General features: G+C 65.9%; 18 protein-coding genes. 13 read left to right on the forward strand and 5 right to left on the reverse strand.

Features of this window, described 5'->3' with window-relative positions; translation table 11 throughout:
- Positions 1–30 precede the first annotated feature (30 nt).
- On the reverse strand, positions 31–3,543 hold the full coding sequence (locus tag ACJYUO_RS05020; protein ID WP_494344294.1) for a disk-shape morphogenesis protein volactin: 3,513 nt from the start codon (positions 3,541–3,543) through the stop codon (positions 31–33).
- Between the two features lie 295 nt (positions 3,544–3,838).
- Between ACJYUO_RS05020 and ACJYUO_RS05025 the strand changes: the two genes are divergently transcribed.
- The 4 genes from ACJYUO_RS05025 (at position 3,839) to ACJYUO_RS05040 (ending at position 6,690) form a co-directional block, all read left to right on the forward strand.
- Complete coding sequence (locus tag ACJYUO_RS05025; protein ID WP_494344295.1) at positions 3,839–5,350, forward strand: phosphoenolpyruvate carboxykinase (ATP); 1,512 nt, start codon at positions 3,839–3,841, stop codon at positions 5,348–5,350.
- A 208-nt stretch (positions 5,351–5,558) separates the two neighbouring features.
- Positions 5,559–5,750 carry an HEWD family protein gene (locus ACJYUO_RS05030; protein WP_006430019.1) on the forward strand — a complete coding sequence of 64 codons (192 nt, stop codon included), beginning with the start codon at positions 5,559–5,561 and terminating at the stop codon, positions 5,748–5,750.
- A 58-nt stretch (positions 5,751–5,808) separates the two neighbouring features.
- The gene (gene cutA / locus ACJYUO_RS05035; protein WP_494344296.1) at positions 5,809–6,111 is read left to right on the forward strand and encodes a divalent-cation tolerance protein CutA; all 303 of its coding nucleotides are present in this window, start codon (positions 5,809–5,811) and stop codon (positions 6,109–6,111) included.
- A gap of 90 nt (positions 6,112–6,201) precedes the next feature.
- Complete coding sequence (locus tag ACJYUO_RS05040; RefSeq protein WP_138245325.1) at positions 6,202–6,690, forward strand: 50S ribosomal protein L11; 489 nt, start codon at positions 6,202–6,204, stop codon at positions 6,688–6,690.
- 241 nt (positions 6,691–6,931) lie between these two features.
- Here the strand turns inward: ACJYUO_RS05040 and ACJYUO_RS05045 are convergent, their stop codons facing one another.
- Positions 6,932–7,513 (reverse strand): hypothetical protein, encoded by a 582-nt coding sequence (locus ACJYUO_RS05045; RefSeq protein ID WP_494344297.1) that lies wholly within the window; start codon positions 7,511–7,513, stop codon positions 6,932–6,934.
- A 303-nt stretch (positions 7,514–7,816) separates the two neighbouring features.
- On the opposite strand from ACJYUO_RS05045, the gene ACJYUO_RS05050 reads away from it, so the two are divergent.
- The 5 genes from ACJYUO_RS05050 to ACJYUO_RS05070 all read left to right on the forward strand — a co-directional run bounded on the left by ACJYUO_RS05050 (position 7,817) and on the right by ACJYUO_RS05070 (position 12,117).
- Positions 7,817–8,449 (forward strand): 50S ribosomal protein L1, encoded by a 633-nt coding sequence (locus tag ACJYUO_RS05050; RefSeq protein WP_006430022.1) that lies wholly within the window; start codon positions 7,817–7,819, stop codon positions 8,447–8,449.
- A 1-nt stretch (position 8,450) separates the two neighbouring features.
- Positions 8,451–9,500 carry a 50S ribosomal protein L10 gene (locus ACJYUO_RS05055; protein ID WP_494344298.1) on the forward strand — a complete coding sequence of 350 codons (1,050 nt, stop codon included), beginning with the start codon at positions 8,451–8,453 and terminating at the stop codon, positions 9,498–9,500.
- Positions 9,501–9,521: 21 nt separating this feature from the next.
- The gene (rpl12p, locus tag ACJYUO_RS05060) at positions 9,522–9,875 is read left to right on the forward strand and encodes a 50S ribosomal protein P1 (protein WP_444722050.1); all 354 of its coding nucleotides are present in this window, start codon (positions 9,522–9,524) and stop codon (positions 9,873–9,875) included.
- A gap of 115 nt (positions 9,876–9,990) precedes the next feature.
- Positions 9,991–10,833: a DUF429 domain-containing protein gene (locus ACJYUO_RS05065; RefSeq protein WP_494344299.1), complete on the forward strand. Its 843-nt coding sequence runs from the start codon at positions 9,991–9,993 to the stop codon at positions 10,831–10,833.
- A 45-nt stretch (positions 10,834–10,878) separates the two neighbouring features.
- On the forward strand, positions 10,879–12,117 hold the full coding sequence (locus tag ACJYUO_RS05070) for a tripartite tricarboxylate transporter permease (RefSeq protein WP_494344300.1): 1,239 nt from the start codon (positions 10,879–10,881) through the stop codon (positions 12,115–12,117).
- A gap of 17 nt (positions 12,118–12,134) precedes the next feature.
- Here the strand turns inward: ACJYUO_RS05070 and ACJYUO_RS05075 are convergent, their stop codons facing one another.
- Positions 12,135–13,007, reverse strand: a complete 873-nt coding sequence (locus ACJYUO_RS05075) for a BtpA/SgcQ family protein (protein ID WP_494344301.1) — start codon at positions 13,005–13,007, stop codon at positions 12,135–12,137.
- Positions 13,008–13,143: 136 nt separating this feature from the next.
- Here ACJYUO_RS05075 and ACJYUO_RS05080 point away from each other — a divergent pair, with 136 nt between their 5' ends.
- On the forward strand, positions 13,144–14,262 hold the full coding sequence (locus ACJYUO_RS05080; RefSeq protein ID WP_494344302.1) for an NADH:flavin oxidoreductase/NADH oxidase: 1,119 nt from the start codon (positions 13,144–13,146) through the stop codon (positions 14,260–14,262).
- 18 nt (positions 14,263–14,280) lie between these two features.
- Here the strand turns inward: ACJYUO_RS05080 and ACJYUO_RS05085 are convergent, their stop codons facing one another.
- The gene (locus ACJYUO_RS05085; protein ID WP_494344303.1) at positions 14,281–15,069 is read right to left on the reverse strand and encodes an HpcH/HpaI aldolase family protein; all 789 of its coding nucleotides are present in this window, start codon (positions 15,067–15,069) and stop codon (positions 14,281–14,283) included.
- A 92-nt stretch (positions 15,070–15,161) separates the two neighbouring features.
- Positions 15,162–15,725: a thioredoxin family protein gene (locus ACJYUO_RS05090; protein ID WP_494344304.1), complete on the reverse strand. Its 564-nt coding sequence runs from the start codon at positions 15,723–15,725 to the stop codon at positions 15,162–15,164.
- Positions 15,726–15,839: 114 nt separating this feature from the next.
- On the opposite strand from ACJYUO_RS05090, the gene ACJYUO_RS05095 reads away from it, so the two are divergent.
- From ACJYUO_RS05095 to ACJYUO_RS05105, 3 genes are all read left to right on the forward strand, one after another.
- A complete protein-coding gene (locus ACJYUO_RS05095) occupies positions 15,840–16,487 on the forward strand; it encodes a hypothetical protein (RefSeq protein WP_494344305.1) in 648 nt (215 codons plus the stop codon).
- A 362-nt stretch (positions 16,488–16,849) separates the two neighbouring features.
- Positions 16,850–17,335 (forward strand): Lrp/AsnC family transcriptional regulator, encoded by a 486-nt coding sequence (locus ACJYUO_RS05100; protein ID WP_006430033.1) that lies wholly within the window; start codon positions 16,850–16,852, stop codon positions 17,333–17,335.
- A gap of 2 nt (positions 17,336–17,337) precedes the next feature.
- Complete coding sequence (locus ACJYUO_RS05105; protein ID WP_494344306.1) at positions 17,338–18,495, forward strand: pyridoxal phosphate-dependent aminotransferase; 1,158 nt, start codon at positions 17,338–17,340, stop codon at positions 18,493–18,495.
- Positions 18,496–18,523 lie beyond the last annotated feature (28 nt).

The following is an 18,523-nucleotide window of genomic DNA, read 5'->3' on the forward strand; positions in this document are numbered from 1 at the left end:
CGGAGCGAGCTCGCACCTGATCGCAGTCCCTCAGCGAGCGAGCAGCACCGCGACACCGATCAGTACGAGACCGACGAGGGCCGCGCCGCCGCCGACTGCCACATCGCCTGTGAGCGCGGCGACGCTTCCGGCCACGACGCCCGCGCCGCCACCGCCCGCGACGACCGCCTGCGGAAGCGACGATCCGGCGGTCGCGTCCGATCGAACGGCCTCGAGGTCCGCCCGGAGCGTCTCGAGTTCCTCACTTTGGCCCGCGCGGTTTTCGATATCGCCGACCCGGCTCTCGACCGCTTCGACCTGCTGCTCGAGGCCCGAGAGCTGGTCGGTGACCGTTGTCAGCCGCTCGTCTACCGAATCGATGTCGTCGTCGACCGCCTGTACGTCGCCGCTGAGCGTCTGCACCTCGCCGTCGAGGGTCCGAACGTCGCTATCGAGCGTCTCGATCGCCGAGTCATCGGAGCGCGAGTCGACGGCCGCTGCGAGATCGTCGTGGTCCGTTCGAAGCGACTCGAGGCGGTCGGCGAGCCTCGAAACGTCGTCTTCGATCGCTGTGAGGTCCGAGTCGCTCGCGGCGGCGGTTGCGGCCTCGGTGGCGTCGTCAACCCGTTCCGCGAGCGTCGTGAGGTCGTCGCTCACGCCGTCGATATCGGTTTCGACGGCCTCGATCGCCGACGTAATCTCTTCGAAGCGGTCGTCGTGGTCGTCTAGCCGCCGTTCGTTGTCGGCGGCTCGATCGCCAACGTCCGAAACCGTCTCGGCGAGCGATTCGGTTTCGCGCTCGCGATCGGCTCGGAGAGTATCGATCTCGTCTTCGAGTGCCGTTCGTACCGTCGTCACTCGCTCCTCGAGCGTCGCCGCTACGTCATCGATCCGGTCAGAGACCGTTTCCTCGACCTCGTCGACCCGGCCGGTGACCGTCTCCGCTACCTCGTCGATATCCTCGGCAGTCGTCGATCGAACGTCGCTCAGCCGGTCGTCGAGAGTCGCCCGGATCTCGCGTACCTGCGCCTCGAGTTCGGTGTCGAGGTCGTCTACCTGGTCTGTGACGGCCTCGAGATCCGTCGCAATGGTGTCGATGGACGCGGTCACTGCATCGATCTCGTCGGTCGTGTCGGCCAGCGAGTCGCGCACCTCGTCGAGTTCGTCGTCCGCGGCCGTTTCGGCCTCGAGTCGCTCGATCGTTGCCTCGAGTCCCGCGAGGTCGTCGTCGATCGCATCCGTTGTCGCGGCGATTCGAGACTCGAGGTCCGAAGCCGTCTCATCGAGTTGCTGCTCGATGGTCTCCTCGAGCGATTGCAGTTCCGACTCGAGGGAGTCGAGGTCCGCGTCGGTGTCCTCGAGATCGGCTGCCAGGTCGTCGACTGTCCCCGCGGTGGCCGCCCGCGACTCGAGCGCCTCCAGTGTTTCAGAGACATCGTCGGTCGCGTCGTCGAGGTTCGAGACCGCCGCCTCGAGGTCTGATAGATCCTCGCTAACGACGTCGACGCGCTCGTCGGCCGCCGCGGTTTCCTCGAGGTCGTCGATCGCGTCCCGAACGCTCTCGAGATCGGCCTCGAGCGCGGCAGCACGGGTATCGACCGTCTCGCGGACGGTTTCCAGTTCGTCGTCGACGGCTTCGATCTCGTCATCGACGGCCGCGATTTCCTCGTCGACGGTCGATTCGAGCGCGTCGAACCGCGCGTCGGTTCGCTCGGAGTGCTCCTCGAGCCGGCCGGAGACACCGTCGAGCCGTGTGCTCAGCTCCTCGAGTCGCCCGGAGACACCGTCGAGCCGTGTGCTCAGCTCCTCGAGTCGCCCGGAGACCCCGTCGATTCGCGTTTCGGTGCGATCAACGTCCGTTTCGAGGGCTTCGAGGTCACCGGTCAGTTCGGAGACGTGGTCGTTCACTTCCTCGAGGGCCGCTTCGGTCGCGGCCGTCCCCTCGAGGTCGGTGAGTGACGTTCGAATCTCGTCGAGGTCTGTGTGGACAGCCTCGAGTCCGTCTTCGACCGCGTCCGTCCGTTCGGCGACGCGCTCGAGGTCGGCCGTTGCGTCGGCGAGCCGCCCCTCGAGGGTCGCTCGCTCGTCGGCCGCGGCGGTCTCGACGGCCTCGAGTTCGGCGTCGATATCGTCCACTTCGTCCGTCAGTACCGTAAGCGACTCCGAAAGCGCCTCGAGGTCGTCGTCGAGGTCCTCGAGATCGTCGCCGAGGTCGTCGACCGCGTCGTCGCTCGCGTGGGTTTCGCTCTCGGCCTCGAGATCGGTCAGATCGTCGGCAAAGGACTCGAGTCGCTCGTCGAGTTCGTCGACCGTTTCGGCCGCGGCCGTTCGTTCCTCGATGTACTCGAGGTCCTCGAACACGGTCTCGAGATCCTCGCGGACGGATTCGATCTCGGCGTCGCGGTTCGCGAGTCGGTCGAACAACTGGTCGATGGCGTCGTCGGTGCGTTCGGTCGCCCGGTCGCCCGCCGACCCGTCGTCGAACGCGAATTCGGTCGCGTCGCTCGTCGGGGCCGGCTCGTCCGCGGTCGAGGGGTCGTCGATGTCGGCAGTGTCGTTGCGTTCGGTATCCGCGGCGGACCGGCTGATCGTCGTGTCGGCTTCGACGTCGTCTCGAGCCGCCGCGAGCGCCCCGCTGGCGGCGCTCGTCGCGGGGTCGTCCGCGAGCCGGACACCCCGAACGGAGAAAGGGAGCGTGGCTGCGTCGAACCGACCGCCGATCAGGTACTCGACGCCCTCGATCGCGCCCTCGCCACCGATCGCGATCGGGACGGACAGTCCCTGCTGGACGTCGCTCTCGTCGGCTTCGTCCCGGATTGCTTCGATCAATGCGGCGAGCAAGTCGTCGTAGGCCGCCGCGAGCGCGCTCTCGATCCCGCCCGCTGGCGCGTTGGGGTCGAGTGTGAAGTCCGCGAGCACGCCGGCAACCGCCGATGGCGCGTGACCCGTGTCGTCCGCCGCGCGCTCGATGATCCACTCGCGTCCCTTCGGGATCGAGACGGCCATCGCCGGGACCCCGTAGTACGCGAGCGTGGCGCTGGTCGTCTGGGACGCCAGACAGATGCCGAGGCCGGTGTAGTTGTCGCCCGCGAGCTGGTCGTAGACGACGGCGAATCCCTTGCTGATCGGCGTCGCGCCGACCCTGCGGTCGGCGAGGGCCGACTCGATAGCTTCGCAGTGGGCGTCGATCGACGCCGACGCGTCGGCGAACGGTCCCGGCGTCGTATAACAGAGCCGGCCCGCTGTCGCTCCCGACAGCACGTCGTCGAGGAGCGCAGCCACGGCCGCCGTCGCGGAGGGTGTCGTCGCCGTCTCGAGGACGCCGTTCGCGAACAGCGATCGGGGTGTTTCGTCCGCTTCCTCGGCGGCTTCCCGAGCGGCCGAGCCGACCGCGTACGTCGTTCCGTCTACCTCGAGCGTGTGACTCTCCTTCGAGAGCGCCGTCGGGTCAGGCGTGTCATCGATCGGCACCGCGACCGGCGGGACCGATTCGATCGCCGGGCCGTCGCCAGCGTCGGTGGCGGCCCGGATCGCCGCCGGTCCGATATCGAGACCGTAATCCATGTCCTCGGCAACTCGAACCGACCTCTTGGAAGTTCGCCCCACAGTACCAGATGTGAAAATTGGTCCGCATCCGGCGTCAGTCCGTCCCCGGATATTCCGAGTAGAATTATTTCTCACTCGAGTACCTATTCAAAACCTATCTGATATTGGACTGTTTTTGGTAGATAATGAAACTGTTATTCAAACCCTATACAGCGTATGAAACGCCATATCTCACTGCATCGCTGGTAGGTCGTGACACACGACGGTCAAAATCCTCCATGTTTATACATCAGGGCAGTGGTTGGTCACCTATATGTCTGAAACCGGGACGGAGACCCGCCCGCTGGTCCGACAGCTGCCGGATCCGACCACAGCGTCGAACGTTCGGTACAATCCGTCGCTCGAGGAACTGCGCGAGCTCGCCGCGCCCGCCGAAACGACGACCGAGTTCGGGTCGGCGTCGTACGTCAGCGACGTCCGCTCGCGAAGCGCAGACCTGACGAAAAACGCCGTCGACGACGACTTTACCGACCGCGACCACGAACTCGTCGACGACGCGATCGGCCTCGCGGACGACCGCGAGATGCTCTGTGTCGATCGACTGATGGGGCGTCACTCGGATGCGACGTTCTGCTGTCGCCTGTTCGTCCCCGTCGAACACGCTCGGATCGCCTACGCGTGGGCGAGCCTGTTCGAGCCGACCGACGGCCGAGACCCCGATCTCTACACCGTCCACCTGCCCGACTACGACGAAACCGCGATCCGCGTCCGTCCCGACACCGGCGTGACGGCCGTCCTCGGGACCGACTACATCGGCGAAGCCAAGAAGTCGTTCCTCCGGCTGTACATGTACCGGATCAAACAGCAGGGCGGCCTCGGGCTTCACGCGGGGAGCAAACGGGTCCGCGTCCGCGACGCCGCCGGCGACCTCCAGACCGTCGGACAGGTGTTCATGGGCCTCTCCGCGACCGGCAAATCGACCCTGACCTCCCATGGCTGCTGGCTCGAGGAGCCCGAAGACGCCGCGATGTTGCAGGACGACGTCTGCGGGCTTCTCTCGGACGGCTCGGTCGCCGGCAGCGAGGGCGAAGGGCTGTTCATCAAGACGATCGGCCTCGACGAGGACGAGCAGCCGGAACTCTACGAGGCCGCGACCACCGAGTCGGCGATCCTCGAGAACGTCGCGGTCGATGACGACGGCACCGTCCACTTCGACGAGGACCGCTACACGTCGAACTCCCGTGCGATCATCCGACGCGACGAACTCGAGAGTGCGGCCGACGAGATCGATCTCGACCGGATGGATCAGGCCTTCTTCATCACCCGAAACCCGCTGATGCCGCCGGTGGCCAAACTCGACGAAGAACAGGCCGCCGTCGCGTTCATGCTCGGCGAGTCGATCGAGACCAGCGCGGGCGACCCGTCGCGAGCCGGCGAGTCGATCCGCGTCGTCGGAACGAACCCCTTCATCATCGGCCCCGAAGGCGAGGAGGGGAACATCTTCCACGAACTCATCGACATCCTCGACGTCGACTGTTACGTGATCAATACGGGCTATCTCGGCGAGCAATCGCAAGATATCGGCGTCACCGAATCCGTGACGATCCTCACCGAAACCGCCCGCGGGACCATCGAGTGGACCCGCGACGAGCGAACGGGGCTGACGATTCCCGAATCCGTCCCGGGACTCGACATCGAGGACTACTACGTCCCCGACCACGTCGAGGACTACGACGACGCGGTCGCGGAACTGCGCGCCGACCGCCGCGAGTACCTCGAGCAGTTCGACGAACTCCGCGAGGAGATCAAAGACGCCGTCTACTGATACGGATTGCTGTACCGATTTACCGGCGCAACCGCGACCCGGCAGCGGTTACACCGGAAATGACGTACAGTAAACCGTATGAGCGACCCTCGGCCGTATCGAGGCACGAACGACCCCGGCTTTCAGGCCCGATTCGACCCCCGGACTGCGGAGCAGCGCTTGCCGCACACGAATACCGTTATATGTGTCGAGTTCTCACGGTTGGGTAATGAGCGCACAGGTACGGAAACCGATGGCGAGAGTATGCGAAGCGTGCGGTCGAGGCGAACAGTGGGACGAAGACCTCGAGGCCTGGCAGATCGCCCGCGACGACGGCGAGAAACAGGTCGGCAATCCACATTGTATCCACGAGTGGGACATCACCGGCACCTTCACGCCGGTCGACGCAACGGATAGCTGATCGACACCAATCGTCGCCGAGAGCAGTCCTTTTCCCCGCCTCGAGCGTAGCCGCTATCATGCCGACCGTCTACGTGACAGCGCCGCCCAATGTGGCCGACGAACTCGCCGAGACGCTGGTCGAAGAGCGATTCGCCGCCTGCGTCAATCAACTCTCGACGACCTCGACCTACCGCTGGGAGGGCGAGATTCACCGCGATGACGAGGCCGTGTTGCTCGCGAAAACGACCGACGACGCCTACGACAATCTCGTCGCGCGCGTCCGGGAACTGCATCCCTACGATGTCCCCTGTATCGAGCGCTTCGACGAGGACGACGTCCTCGAGTCGTTCGCCGACTGGCGGGCAGACAGCGTCGAGTAACCGCGGCCGCCGGAGCGTACGTCAGTCGCTCACAGACCATGACTGCCCGAATTAGCAACCCTTAAAACTCGCGCACGGGTTGTGACGGGTATGGCTGGAACCATCGAAGTGCTCGTTCCGGGTGGCCAGGCCAACCCTGGCCCACCGCTCGGTCCCGAGCTCGGACCGACCCCCGTCGACGTGCAAGCTGTCGTACAGGAGATCAACGACCAGACCGAAGCGTTCGACGGAACCGAAGTCCCCGTCACCGTCGACTACGAGGACGACGGCTCCTTCGAGATCGACGTCGGTGTCCCGCCGACGGCCGCACTGGTCAAAGACGAGGCCGGTTTCGAGACCGGCAGCGGCGAACCCCAGAAGGACTTCGTCGCGGACATCTCCGTCGAGCAGGTCAAGAAAATCGCCGAGCAGAAACACCCCGACCTGCTCGCCTACGACACCATCAACGCCGCGAAGGAAGTCGTCGGCACCTGCGCCTCGATGGGCGTCACGATCGAGGGCAACGACGCCCGAGAGTTCAAGCAGCGAGTCGACGACGGCGAGTACGACGACGTGCTTGCGGCTGAAGCGGAAGCGTAATCGACGCGCTCGAGACGCGAGCGAGCACCCGCTTGTTCGGGGCCGTTCGGAAACGCGTCGCCGGATTTCTCTCTTGACCTCCCGCTCGAGCCAGTGGTCTCTCGATCGATCTCGATCAGTCACCGACCAGTCTCGGGTATCGAGTACGGTCGTTCGGCAGTATCGCCGGACCAAAACGAGTGGCACTTGTCGTGAAAGACGACGAAACGGAGACCGGCTCGAGCGTCGCGGTCGCGCGTGACTAGATCTTGTTCGCGGGCGGGACGGTTCGATCGTCCGGCCGGGCCGCCCCGGTCGCGCCGAACACGACGCGAATGCTCGCGCCGATGCCGAGCACGCCGGCGAGACCGGCGAGGACAACGGTCGCCGGCAGCGACACTCCGGCGGCCCCACAGAGGAGCGCACCCGCGAGAACCCCGACGCAGAGCCGGTCGTCGCCGAGTCGCGACGCGAGGGTGCGGCCGATCGCGACGAAGCCGAGTGCCGTCGCCACGGGCAGGACGGCGACGCCGAGAATCACCAGCGGAATCCCGAAGAACGTCCCGATGCTCGAGTCGACAATCAGGTAGCCCGTACTCGCGAGTCCGACGACGACGAGCAGGCTCGGTAGCCCGATACAGCTCGAGATGATCGGACTGCGACGCGACTTCGCCACGGCCTGCGTCCCGGAGCGCTGACACAATCCGAGTACGATCATCGCAACGAGGACGGTACCTGCGAACTGGATCCCCACGCGAACGAGCGGCTCGAGCGATCGATACGCCTCGAGTTCGCCGCCGCCTGCCAGCGTCGCGACCGAGTCGACCGCTGCCGCCCCAGTCATAGTATATAAGTCTACTGGCCCCATGGACTACGTTACAGCAGTCCGGATTATAGAACTTTCGGTTATTGAGAGATTTACTATTCGAATACTATCACGGAACGCGACGGTTCAGCGCCGGATCGGGTTTCAGTCTCGACCAGCACAGCACCGCGTTGGACGGCGAGACCGTACACGGTGCCGTGTGACGATCGTACTGGCAGTTCGACGGGTTTAAGTTCGGGATGGCACTTGGTTCAAGGGAGACAGGCATCGCCTGTTTCACTGACCCGTAGGAGCACACCCTGCGTACTACGGAGGTGAACGATGGCAGATTCGGATATTGAAACAGCAGTAGCCCGCGCACTCGAGGATTCGCCGGACCGGAACTTTACCGAGACGGTAGACCTCGCGATTAATCTGCGCGACTTAGACCTAAACGAACCGTCGAACCGCGTTGACGAGTCGATCGTCCTGCCGGCCGGAACCGGCCAGGAAACTCGGATCGTCGTCATCGCCGAAGGAGAGACTGGAGTCCGCGCCGAAGAGGCGGCGGACGAGGTCCTTTCGGTGGACGACGTGGCCGATCTGGACGACGACGACGCGAAGGACATGGCCGACGAGACGGACTTCTTCATCGCCGAAGAGGCGATGATGCAAGACATCGCCCGGCACCTGGGTACCATTCTCGGTCCCCGAGGGAAGATGCCGGACCCGCTCGCGCCCGACGACGACGTCGTCGAAACCGTCAACCGACTCAAAAACACCGTGCAGCTTCGCTCCGGCGACCGACGAACGTTCCACACGCTCGTCGGTGCCGAAGACATGGACGCCGAGGACATCGGCGACAACATCGACGTCATCCTGCGTCGACTGCATGCCGACCTCGAGAAGGGGCCCCAGAACATCGACGCCGTCTACGTCAAGACGACGATGGGCCCGTCCGTGGAGGTAGCCTAATATGAGCGCACAGGCTGAACGCAAAACCGAGAACCTTCCCCAGTGGAAGCGAGAGGAAGTCGACGAGCTCGCCCAGATCATCGACGACTACGAGAGCGTCGGTGTCGTCGGCATCGCCGGCATCCCCTCGAAACAGCTTCAGGACATGCGTCGCGACCTGCACGGAACCGCCGTGTTGCGCGTCAGCCGCAACACCCTGCAGACGCGCGCCCTCGAGGACGCCGGATTCGGCGACCTCGTCGAGCATATCGGGGGACAGGTCGGGATCATCGCGACCGACGAGAACCCGTTCTCGCTCTACAAGGAACTCGAGGCATCGAAGACGCCCGCCCCGATCAACGAGGGCGAGGTCGCCCCGAACGACATCGTCATCCCCGAAGGGGACACCGGTGTCGACCCGGGGCCGTTCGTCGGTGAACTCCAAGGTATCGGTGCGAACGCACGCATCGAAGAGGGATCCATCCAGGTCATGGAAGACTCGACGGTCCTCGAGGCCGGCGAAGAAGTCTCCGCGGATCTGGCGAACGTCCTCAACGAACTCGGTATCGAGCCCAAGGAGGTCGGTCTCGACCTTCGCGCCGTCATCGCAGACGGCGTCCTCTTCGATCCCGAGGACCTCGACATCGATGTCGAGGCCTACCGGAGCGACGTGTCGACGGCGGCCGCTCGCGCACGGAACCTCTCGGTCAACGCGAGCTACCCGACCGAGTCGACCGCGCCGACGCTCGTCGCGAAGGCCACGGGCGAGGCCAAGAGCCTCGGCCTGCAGGCCGCAATCGAGGACGAAGCCCTCATGCCCGACCTCGTCAGCAAGGCCGACGCACAGCTGCGTGCGATCGCTGCCCAGATCGATGACGAGGAGGCACTTCCTGACGAGCTTCAGGACGTCGCGGCAGCCGCCGAGCCGGCGGCAGCCAACGACGAAGACGAATCGGCCGACGACCAAACCGAAGACGACGCTGAGACCGAAGACGCCGATGCTGACGCCGACGATGACGACGATGAAGACGACGGCGACGGCGCGGCCGGTCTCGGCGAAATGTTCGGATAACGACGACACGAGGACACAACAATGGAATACGTATACGCTGCACTCATCCTGAACGAATCGGGCGAAGAGATCAACGAAGACAACCTGACGAACGTGCTCGACGCCGCCGGCGTCGACGTCGAGGAATCCCGAGTCAAGGCGCTCGTCGCCGCGCTCGAGGACGTCGACATCGACGAGGCAGTCTCCGAGGCCGCAGCCGTTCCCGCTGGCGGAGCCGCCGCAGGCGGTGCCGCGGGTGGCGAGGCCGCTGCCGACGAAGGCGGCGACGAGGCCGACGAGGAAGCCGAAGAGACCAGCGACGTGCCGGACACGACCGACGACGACGATGACGACGACGAGGCAGACGGCGAAGGCCTCGGCGAACTCTTCGGATAACGTCGCGTCGATCCGGTTTCGACGACCTGTCAACACCGATTTTCTTTCGACTCGAGGGCGAGTGGCGACGCCATCGTGACAGAACGACTATCAGAGAGCGGTTCGAACGTGGCATATGTCGACATATCTGGGACTCGATTGGGGTGGCCGCGGGTGGATCGCTGTCTGTATTCGAACCGATAGCGACGCCGACGGCGAGAGTGGTGTCTGCGTTGCGGCCGAGTTCTCGCCGTCGATGCTGACCGTGTGGCGTGACTGGCGCGCCGAGGCCGATCGGATCCTCGTCGACATGCCGATCGGGCTCCCCTCGGGGACCGATGACGAGACGGGATCGGCCGACGAGTCGATCATTCGTGCGTGTGATCGAGCTGCAAAAGCGTATCTCGGGCCCGAGCGGCGCTCGAGCGTGTTCAACGTCCCCTGTCGCGAGGCGATCAGCGAATCGAATTACGGGGCCGCAAACGACACGAACCGGCGGCAGGTTGGGCGAGGACTGAGCACACAGGCGTGGGCGATCGCCCCGCGGATCGCCGAAGTCGAAGCGTTGCTACTGGAGTTCGAGGGCACACGGGACGTCGTCCGCGAGGCACACCCTGAAGTCTGCTTCGCGGCGCTGGGTGACGGCGACGGCGTCGCTGAGTCGAAGACCACGGCGGACGGTCGGGCGGCTCGACTCGAGATCCTGTCGGCGTTCGGCGAGCGCAGTTCGCGATCGTGGGGCGATGACCTCCGGGACCAGTACGAGGCGCTCGAGGCGAGACATATCGACGACCTCGAGCAATACGAACGACGGATTCACGCGTCCAATCGCGACGATCTGCTGGATGCGTTCGCGCTCGCGGTCACGGCCCGTGCGGGCGATCTCCGACGGCTTCCGCCGGTTGCGGACGACGCGGTTCCGACGGACGACGAGACCGGCCTCCCGATGGAGATTGTCTATCACGAGCCGGCGACCTGACGGCCGTCCGAGAACCTATAACCGAGGGCGCGGCCAGAGCCGGCGATGCCCGCTCCAGTCGAGATCGTCACCGAGCCGTCGCTGACTCTGCAGTGCCTCGCGTGGGTGCTCGCCGGCTCACTGCTCGGGAGCTGTAGCGGGCTCGTCCCGGGGATTCACGCCAACAACTTCGCGTTCCTGCTCGCGGGGGTCGCGCCGTCGGTCCCCGGCCCGCCGCTGTTCGTCGGCTGTGGGATGCTCGCCGCGGGCGTTGTCCACACCTTCCTGAACGCGGTCCCCGCGATGGCACTCGGAGTACCCGACGCCGAAATGGCGATCACCGCGCTGCCGGGCCACCGGCTGGTGCTCGAGGGCCGGGGATCCGAAGCGATCCGGCTCTCCGCGCTCGGCAGCATCCTCGCCGTGCTCGCGGCGGTCCCGCTCGCCGTCCCCGTGACGCGAGCCGTGACGGCCGCCTATCCGACGATCAGAGCACACCTGTCGCTCGTCCTCGCGATGGCGGCGGTCGCGCTGATCGCCTCGGAGCCCACGTGGCGCGGCCGGCTCGGCGGGCTGTCCTCGTTCGCGCTCGCGACCGGCCTCGACGCGCTCACGCTCGACCTCTCGGCGGACGCCCCGCTCGAGGCGGGCGGTACCCTCGCGCCCCTCTTTGCCGGCCTCTTCGGTGCGCCGGTGCTAATCGACGCGATTCGTGGGACCGGCATTCCGCCACAAGATGGTGAGGCAGTCACGACCTCGCGGCGGTTCGTCGGGACGACGGCGGTCGCCGGCGCGCTGGCGGGAGCCGTTGTCGGCTACATTCCGGGCATTTCGGCGGCCATCGCCGCCGTCGCAGTGCTGGTGTTCGTTCCCGAGGGAGCCAGCGACCGCGGCTACATCGTCGCAACCAGCGGCGTCGACACGGCGAACACGATTTTCGCGCTGTTCGCACTGGTCGCGCTCGGCCAACCTCGAACCGGCGTATTGGTCGCCTTCGAGGAGACGGCCGCGCCCCTCGAGTTGCCGATCTTGCTCGCGGGCGTGGTCCTCGCGGGCCTGCTCGGCTTCGCACTGGTGATCGTCGTCGGGGACGCCTACCTCGAGGTGGTCGGCCGACTCACCTACTGGAAGATTTCGGTCGCCGTTCTCGCCCTACTGCTCGTTCTCTCGTACCTGTTTACCGGCCCGCTCGGTATCGGTATCTTCGCTGCAGCGACCGCGATCGGACTGGTCCCGATTCGATTGCGGTGCCGACGGGTACATCTGATGGGCGTGCTGATCGGGCCGCTAATGTTGGGCCTCTAACTCGCCGAAAATCGGATTCAGTCGTCGCTCGAGCCAGCCGCTCGAGCGGCCGCCACGAGTTTCTCGACGCGCTCCTGCGAGACGGGATTCGTCGTCTCGCCGCCGCGTTTGAGCGCGGTGCCGACGATGACGCCGTCCGCGCCAGCCTCGAGACAGTCGGCGACGGTGTCGCTCGTCACGCCGCTGCCGACGAACACCGGCGCGTGATCGCGGTCGGGATTGGCGAGCGACTCGGCGACGCACTCGATGTCCGCGAGCGGCGTTTCCGCGCCGGTTCCGGGGCCAGAGACGATCACGCCGTCGGCTCCGCCGCGCTCGACCGTTTCGTGGGCCGTGTGTCCGATCTCGGTCTCGCCGATCGGCGTCGCGTGCTTGACGTGGACATCCGCGAGGATCGCGACCTCGGCCTCGAGTCGCTCGCGCAGCCGGAGCGTTTCGTGGGCGCGGCCCTCGAGGATCCCCTGATCGGTCGCGGCGCTGCCGACGTGGACGTTGACGCGGACGAAATCGGCGTCGGCGGCTGCGGCGACCGACAGCGCCGCCGCGGCGTCGTTGCGGAGCACGTTGATCCCGACCGGCACGTCGACAGCGTCGGTCAGCGCCGTCGCGATCGCGGTCAGCTCCGCGACGACGTGTTTGGGTACGTCCTCGGGATAGAACGGCGCGTCGCCGAAGTTCTCGAGGATGATCCCGTCGATTCCGCTCGACTCGAGCCGGGCGGCGTCCTCGAGCGCGCGGGTGCGGACCGCTTCGCGGTCGTCTGCGTCACCGTCACCGAACCCCGGTGCGCCGGGCAACGGCGGGAGGTGAACCATGCCGATGACTGGGCGGTCGGTCTCGAACAGGGCCGAACCGAACGGGCTCGCGTCGAACGGACTCGAGGCGGTCATACCGGCTTTCTGCCCGCGACCGAAATAAGTGGTCGTGGGACTGCTGCGGGCGCGACCTGCGACCCAGTATCACGGTCGGCGGCAATGCCCTCCCCGTCCACGGGCGTTTTCCCGACGCCGTGACTACGGCTAGTCGATGACAGACGCACTCTCTTCGCTGTCTCTGGGCGATCTCGAGGCACCGAATCGAATCGCCGTCTCGCCGATGTGTCAGTACTCCTGTGACCCTGACGGGCTGCCGACCGAATGGCACAGGGTCCACCTCGGGAGCCGAGCCGTCGGCGGGGCGGGCATCGTCATGACCGAAGCGACCGCCGTCTCCCCCGCGGGCCGGATCACGCCCCACGACCTCGGCATCTGGAGCGACGAGCACGCGGCCGCGCTCGAGCCGATCACCGAGTTCGTCCGCGAGCAGGGCGGAGTGCCGGGGATCCAACTCGCCCACGCGGGCCACAAGGCGAGCAAGAAGCGCCCGTGGGACGGGAACGTCCCGATTGGGCCGGACGAGACCGACCCTGACGGCGCGTCGGGCTGGGAAGTCCTCTCGCCGTCGCCGGAGGCCTATCCGCCGTTCGACGGCGACCGGCCGGCAATGCGGAAAGCCGACGCCGAGGACATTCAGGGCGTGATCGACGCCTACCGCGCCGCGGCCGAGCGCTCGCTCGAGGCCGGGTTCGAGATCGCCGAGGTTCACGCGGCCCACGGCTACCTGCTCCACGAGTTCCTCTCGCCGGTCACGAACGATCGCGATGACGACTACGGCGGCAGCTTCGAGGACCGCACGCGACTGGTCCGCGAGGTCGTCACGGCCGTCCGCGAGGTCTGGCCCGACGGTAAGCCGGTCTTCGTCCGCATCTCCGGGACGGACTGGCTCGACGACCGCGACGCGTGGGACATCGAGCAATCGGTACGGCTGGCCGACGACCTCGCCGAACTGGGCGTCGATCTGGTCGACGTGAGCTCGGGCGGGCTCCATCCCGACCAAGCGCCCCCGGCGGGGCCGAACTTTCAGGTGCCGCTTGCCGAGCGAGTCCGCGAGGGAGCCGATGTCGCCGTCGGCGCGGTCGGCGGCGTCACCGAACCCGAACAGGCCGACGCGCTGGTCCGGAACGGCCGGGCCGACCTCGTCCTCGTCGGTCGGGAGTTCCTCCGCGATCCGTACTTCGGGCTGCGCGCCGCCGGCGACCTCGAGCGCGATCCCGAGGCGGCCGCGGAGGAGTGGCCGATCCAGTACCGTCGCGCGGTCCAGCGGTAACGCGATTCGACCGGTGGGTCACTCGCCCTCGTAGTCGTCCAGCCAGCCGGTGACAGAGAACTGTAACGCGCCGGTCGTCGTCCCGATGTTCAGCAGCTGGTAGCCGTTCTGGGCTTTCTCGTTGACGTCGTCCATGCCGAACCCGAGCCCGCCGACCGGCACGTCCGCCTCGACGGCCGCCGATCGGATCGTCTCGACGGCTTCCTCGACTTCGGGATGATCGAACTCGCCGGGATGGCCGAGCGAAACCGAGAGGTCCAGCGGACCGATGAAGACGAAGCCGAGTTCGGGGACCTCGAGAATCGACTCGAGGTCCTCGAGCGCCGACGCGGTCTCGATCGTGACGCCGACGACGACCGAGTCGTCTTCGCTCGTTACGTAGTCGTCCGTGAGTCCCCAGCGACTCGCGCGCGGATTCGCCATCCCGCGTCGACCGGGCTCGCCGCCGTACTCGAACCGGCCCGCACGCACTGCGGCCTCGAGTTCGTCGCTGCTGCCGACTCGCGGGAGGAACACGTTCCGAACGCCCGCGTCCAGGACCTTCCGGACCAGCGACGGATCGGTGTCCGGCACGCGTACCAGTAGCTCCGTGTCGGTGCCGTCTGCCGCTCGCAGGAGCGCTTCCAGTTGTTCCGCGTCCCGCGGGCTCGGCCCGCCGTGCTCGAGGTCGATCCAGACGAAGTCCGCGCCGAGAGCCGCGTAGAGTTCGACGACCGCCGGGCTATACGTGTTCTCGAGGACGCCCAGCGCGACCTCGTCGTTCTCGAGCGTCTCGCGGAGCGCGTTACCGCGCGGTTCCTGACTCATACCGCTGTCTTCCACATCGACGGGCGACTAAAGTCTGGGGCCGAACGACGCAGTTTCCGGGTTGCCCGGGCTAAAACAGCGAGCGAAACGGATTACTCGTCTTTCCACTTGATCGAACAGCCCCGGGAGGGCTGCCACTCGAGGTCGACGTCTTCGCCGGCCAGCACGGCGTCGATCGCTTCGCGGATCTCGAACCGGCTCGGCTCGTCGTCGGGGTTCGGAGCATCGTCGAGTCGGCCGTGGTAGGCCAGTCGGAACTCGCCGTCGTCGCGTGCAAACAGGAACGGATCCGGCGTACAGACCGCGCCGTACTCGCGGGCGACGGCCTGACTCTCGTCCCGGAGGTAGGCGTCGTACTGGACTCTCCCGTCGTCGACGAATTCCCGCATCTTCTCGACGGAGTCCTCGGGGTACTCCTCGGCGTCGTTCGAGTTGATCCCGACGACCGACACGTCGTCGTACTTCTCGGCGAGTTCGTTTAGCAGGTCGAACTTCGCCTGCGCGTACGGGCAGTGGTTACAGGTGAACACGACCAGCAGCGCCTCGTCGTCGGCAAAGGAGTCGAGGGAGTACGTCTCGCCGTCGACGCCCTCGAGTTCGAACGCCGGCGCGGCGTCGCCGGCCTCGAGTTCGGATTCGGACTCTTGGAGAACCATATCGAACAGTTCGCATCGTTCGTCCTTAATCGTCACGTTCGGGGGAGACCTCGCTCGAGTCGGCGACGATCGGGACGACTTACATATTAGTACCCCCGGCCGCATCGACTGGGTATGAAGACGCTCGAGGTCACCGACGAACAGTACGCGTTCATCCAGTACCTCCGCGAGGAGATCTCCGATTCGGTCGTCGGCAAGTACGGCTTCGTCCGCGAACAGGACGCCGTGCAGTTCCTGATCGACAACCTCGACGAGGAGATCGATATCGACGGCGAGTTCGACTCCTCGGCGACCGACGACGTTTCGGCGTCCGTCGGGGCCGCGATCGAGGGCGACGACGATCCCCACGAACTCGAGGAAGTCTCCTACGTCGAAGGCGAGGCTCCGGCGGCAGACGAGGTCCTCGACGAGGAAAGCGACGACCCTGATTCCGAGACGGACGGGGCAGACGGCGACGACTCGAGCGAAGACGAATCGGCGGACGAGCCGGACGACTCCGACGGCGAACCGGACGCTGACGACGGGGACGACGAGACCGCAGCCGACGACAGCGATGACGGTGGAGACGGCGACGGTGACGGCTCGGCCGACGACGACGAGATGTTAGACGAGATGATGAGCCTGCTCGAAACCCACGACGACAAGTGGGAAGAATCGAACTCGGCGGACTTCCGATACACCGTCGAACTCCCCGACGGCTCGAGCGAACAGGTCCAGACGAAAGACGACGTGCGGGCGCTGCTGTTCAAGAACTATCGGTAACTCGCCAGTACAGCGTTCGCAGTCAGGGACGATCTGTCCGACAGGTATCAGTGCGTCTGAATAACACACCGTGGTTACAGTACGCATCTCTCACAGTGGATATTATACGACGGACGTGGAACCTTCGGAGCGGTACATGAGTCGTCCACATTGGTTCCAGTTAGAAGAAGAGATCACCTGCCCCGGCTGCAACCGACGCGTGCCGATGCAGTCCCGAATCTGTCCGCGCTGTGAGTCGTCCTTGCATTAGGAAACGCTCCCCGAGACTGTTCTACTCGGACCCACTCTCGAGCGTTTCGAGCGAGAGCGAAACCGCCGACGAGTAGCAACGCCTTTTTGCCCACCCTGCGATGAGGGTGCATATGAGCGAACGCGAGGTGCTCGAGTTGCTTCGTGAGAACGCGCGCTACTCCACGGCGGATATCGCGCGAATGACCGACCTCGAGGAAGACGAGGTCGAGGCGACTATCGAGGAGCTCGAGGCGGCGGGCGTCGTCCGGGGGTACCAGGCGGTCGTCGACTGGGACAAACTGGAAGACGAACGCGTCCGAGCCGAGGTCGAGTTGAACGTCACGCTCGACCGCGAGACGGGCTACGACGACATCGCAGAGCGCCTCGCACGGTTCCCGCAGGTCAAGGCCCTGCGGCTGATCAGCGGCGATTATGACTTCGATATGGAGGTCGAGGGCGACTCCATCCGTGAGGTCTCACAGTTCATCAGCGAGAAGGTCGCGCCGGTCCCCGAGATCACCCAGACGGTCACTCACTACGTGATGACCTCCTACAAGGAGAACGGGATCGAACTCGGCGACGGCGAGGGCGACGACCGCCTCTCGTTCTCACCCTGACAATGACGTTCGAACTGTCAGACCGCGTCCAGACGGTGCCGCCATCCGGCATCCGCCGCTTCTTCGAAATCGCCGAGGAACGCGACGAGGTCATCTCGCTGGGCGTCGGCGAACCCGACTTCGCGACGCCGTGGGCGGCCCGCGATGCGGCGATCACGTCCTTGAAGCAGGGGAAGACCTCCTATACGGCAAACCGGGGCAAGCGCGAACTCCGCGAGGCGATCGCGGACTACGTCGCCGACCGGTTCGAGTTAGGGTACGACCCCGACGAGGAGATCCTCGTCACCGCCGGCGCGAGCGAGGCGGTCGATCTCGCCTTCCGGGCGTTCGTCGACCCCGGCGACACGGTCGCGATCGCCCAGCCGTCGTACATCTCCTACGAGCCCGGCGTCATCTTCGCCGGCGGCGAGGTGCTGCCGGTCCCCACGAGGGAGGCAGACGACTTCCGACTCACCGTCGAGGGCCTCGAGGCGGCCGGCGCGGCCGACGCGGACATGCTGGTTCTCTGTTATCCCAACAACCCAACGGGCGCGATCATGCCCGCCGAGGACCTCGAGCCGATCGCCGACTTCGCCCGCGAGCACGACCTGATGGTCCTCTCGGACGAGATCTACGCCGAGTTGACCTACGACGGCGAGCACACCTCGATCGTGAGCTTCGAGGGGATGCGCGAGCGGACCATCGTCTTCAACGGCTTCTCGAAAGCCCACGCGATGACCGGGCTTCGACTGGGCTACGCCCTCGGCCCCGCCGACGCCATCGGTGCGATGAACAAGATCCACCAGTATACGATGCTGTCCGCGCCGACGACGGCCCAACACGCCGCACTCGAGGCTTTGGACTCCTGTGAAAACGACGTTCGGGAGATGGTCGACCAGTACGACCGCCGCCGCCAGTTCGTCCTCTCGCGGTTCCGCGAGATCGGACTGGATGTCTTCGAGGCCAAGGGCGCGTTCTACTGCTTCCCAGAGGTACCCGAGGGCTTTACCGCCGAAGAGTTCGCCGAGGAAGTCCTGCGCGAGCAGGGCGTCGCCGTCGTCCCCGGCGACGTCTTCGGCGACGGCGGCGAGGGCCACCTGCGCATCTCCTACGCCACCGGGCTCGAGGACCTTCGGAAGGCGCTGAACCGGATCGAAGCCTTCGTCGAGGAGCACGTCTGAAGCCGACCTCGGTTTTCGCTCGTCCGTA

The sequence above is a fragment of the Natrinema sp. CRL1 genome, assembly GCF_059162405.1.